This is a genomic window from Kitasatospora sp. NPDC056327 (genome assembly GCF_042261735.1).
GTDB lineage: Bacteria > Actinomycetota > Actinomycetes > Streptomycetales > Streptomycetaceae > Kitasatospora.
In genome coordinates, this window is sequence record NZ_JBHJRC010000283.1 from 1 (window position 1) to 2,998 (window position 2,998).

The window sequence follows — 2,998 nt, forward strand, 5'->3', positions numbered from 1 at the left end:
GCGGCGGTTCGTCCGCCGCGCCCCTCCTCCGTGCGGGGGTCCGGCCGTCAGCCGGTGACCCACTCCTGCTGGGCGGCCAGGTCGGCCTTGACCTCGCCGAGCTGAACGGCGACGGCCTCGGGGGCGGTGCCGCCGCGGCCGTTGCGGGAGGCGATCGCGCCATGGACGCTGAGCACCGTGCGCACCTCGGGGGTGAGGTGCCGGGAGATGGCGGCGAACTGCTCGTCCGTCAGGTCGGCGAGTTCGATGCCGTGGGCCTCGCACTCCTTGACGCAGGCGCCGGCGACCTCGTGGGCGACGCGGAACGGCACGCCCTGCTTGACGAGCCATTCGGCGATGTCGGTGGCGAGGGAGAAGCCGGCCGGGGCGAGTTCCTCCAGGCGCTCGCGGTGGACGGTGAGGGTGGCCATCATGCCGGTGAAGGCGGGCAGCAGCACCTCAAGGGTGTCGCAGGAGTCGAAGACCGGCTCCTTGTCCTCCTGGAGGTCGCGGTTGTACGCGAGCGGGAGGGCCTTGAGGGTGGCGAGCAGGCCAGTGAGGTTGCCGATGAGCCGGCCGGACTTGCCGCGGGCGAGTTCGGCGATGTCGGGGTTCTTCTTCTGCGGCATGATCGAGGAGCCGGTGGAGAAGGCGTCGTGCAGCGTGATGAAGCCGAACTCCTTGGTGTTCCAGATGATCACCTCCTCCGCGATCCGGGAGAGGTTGATGCCGATCATCGCGGTGACGAAGGCGAACTCGGCGACGAAGTCCCGCGAGGCGGTGCCGTCGATGGAGTTGCCGACGGAGCCGCCCTCGAAGCCGAGGTCGGCGGCGACGGCCTGCGGGTCGAGGCCGAGCGAGGAGCCGGCCAGGGCCCCGGAGCCGTAGGGGGAGACGGCGGTGCGGGCGTCCCACTGGCGCAGCCGCTCGGCGTCGCGGCCGAGGGCCTGCACGTGCGCGAGGACGTGGTGGGCGAAGAGCACGGGCTGGGCGTGCTGGAGGTGGGTGCGGCCCGGCATCGCGGTGTCCGGGTGGGCCTCCGCGAGGCCGACCAGGGCGTGCTGGAGGTCGAGCAGCAGGGCGCCGATGGTCTTCGCGTGGTCCCGCAGGTACATCCGGAAGAGGGTGGCGATCTGGTCGTTGCGGGAGCGGCCGGCCCGCAGCTTGCCGCCGAGGTCGGGGCCCAGGCGCTCCAGCAGGCCTCGTTCGAGGGCGGTGTGGACGTCCTCGTCGGCGACGGTGCCGGTGAAGGTGCCGGCCTCGACGTCGGCGAGGAGCCGGTCGAGTCCGTCGTGCATGGCGGCGAGTTCGTCGCCGGTCAGCAGGCCGGCCCCGTGCAGGACGCGGGCGTGGGCCTTGGAGCCGGCGATGTCGTACGGGGCGAGGCGCCAGTCGAAGTGGACCGAGGCGGAGAGCCGGGCGAGCGCCTCGGACGGGCCGTCGGCGAAGCGGGCGCCCCAGAGGCGGACGTCGCCACCGGTGGCGGTCTGGTCGGCGGACATCGCTGGCTCCTTGCTGACGTACGGGAAGGGGGGATCGGGAGGGGGGTCCCGGCCGGCCCCGCGGGAACGGGGCGCGGCCGGGGCCGGGCGGGCTCAGCCCAGGTCGCGGCGGGCGGCGATCTTCGAGGAGAGGCCGAAGATCTCGATGAAGCCCTTGGACATCGACTGGTCGAAGGTGTCGCCGGTGTCGTAGGTGGCGAGGTTGAAGTCGTACAGCGACTGGTCGGACTTGCGGCCGTTGACGACGGCCCGGCCGCCGTGCAGGACCATCCGGATGTCGCCGGAGACGTGCTGGTTGGCCTCGTTCACGAAGCCGTCGAGGGCGCGCTTGAGCGGGGAGAACCAGAGGCCGTCGTAGACGAGCTCGGCCCAGCGCTGCTCGACCTGCCGCTTGTAGCGGGCGAGTTCGCGCTCGACGGTGACGTTCTCCAGCGCCTGGTGGGCGGTGATCAGCGCGATCGCGCCGGGGGCCTCGTAGATCTCCCGGGACTTGATGCCGACGAGCCGGTCCTCGACCATGTCGAGGCGGCCCACGCCCTGGGCGCCGGCCCGCTTGTTGAGCTCCTCGATGGCCTGCAGGACGGTGACCTTGCGGCCGTCGATCGCGACCGGGACGCCGGCGTCGAAGGTGATGACCACCTCGTCGGCGTCGCGCTGGACGGCCGGGTCCTGGGTGTACTCGTAGACGTCCTCGATCGGGGCGTTCCAGATGTCCTCCAGGAAGCCGGTCTCGACGGCCCGCCCGAAGACGTTCTGGTCGATCGAGTAGGGGGACTTCTTGGTGGTGGCGATCGGCAGGCCCTTGGCCTCGGCGAAGGCGATGGCCTTGTCGCGGGTCATCGCGTAGTCGCGGACCGGGGCGATGCACTTGAGGCCCGGGGCGAGGGAGTTGATACCGACCTCGAAGCGGACCTGGTCGTTGCCCTTGCCGGTGCAGCCGTGGGCGACGGTGGTGGCGCCGTGCTTCTGCGCGGCGGCGACCAGGTGCTTGACGATGACCGGCCGGGAGAGCGCGGACACCAGGGGGTACTCGCCCTGGTAGAGGGCGTTGGCCTTGAGGGCCGGCAGGCAGTACTCGTCGGCGAACTCGTCGCGGGCGTCCGCGACCTCGGCCTCGACGGCGCCGCAGTCGAGCGCCCGCCGGCGGATGACGTCCAGGTCCTCGCCGCCCTGGCCGACGTCGACGGCGACGGCGATGACCTCGGCGCCCGTCTCCTCGGCGATCCAGCCGATGCAGACGGACGTGTCCAGACCGCCCGAGTAGGCGAGTACGACGCGCTCGGTCACGGCTTTCTCCTTCACAACTGTGCGAACAGGCTTACGGCGATAGGCATAAGTATGCACTACTCCGTATGAAACTCAAAACCCGGCGGGGCGGCGGGGTCCGAAGACGCCCGTGGGCCCGGGCGGAACCGGGCCCCCGGGGGGGGGACGACGCGGCGGCGCCAACAGCGCCATCGCCCGGTGGCATATAAACAACATACGCGGGCGCCGCAGGAAATAGTGTATATATAGGT

Annotated in this window: 2 protein-coding genes; both read right to left on the bottom strand. The window is 71.2% G+C overall.

From position 1 onward, the window contains the following. Positions 1–47: 47 nt before the first annotated feature. The gene (argH, locus tag ACFCX4_RS29635) at positions 48–1,481 is read right to left on the bottom strand and encodes an argininosuccinate lyase (protein ID WP_376148970.1); all 1,434 of its coding nucleotides are present in this window, start codon (positions 1,479–1,481) and stop codon (positions 48–50) included. Between the two features lie 93 nt (positions 1,482–1,574). Continuing rightward, entirely contained in the window at positions 1,575–2,768 is a 1,194-nt protein-coding gene (locus ACFCX4_RS29640; RefSeq protein ID WP_376148973.1) for an argininosuccinate synthase, read from the bottom strand. Positions 2,769–2,998 lie beyond the last annotated feature (230 nt).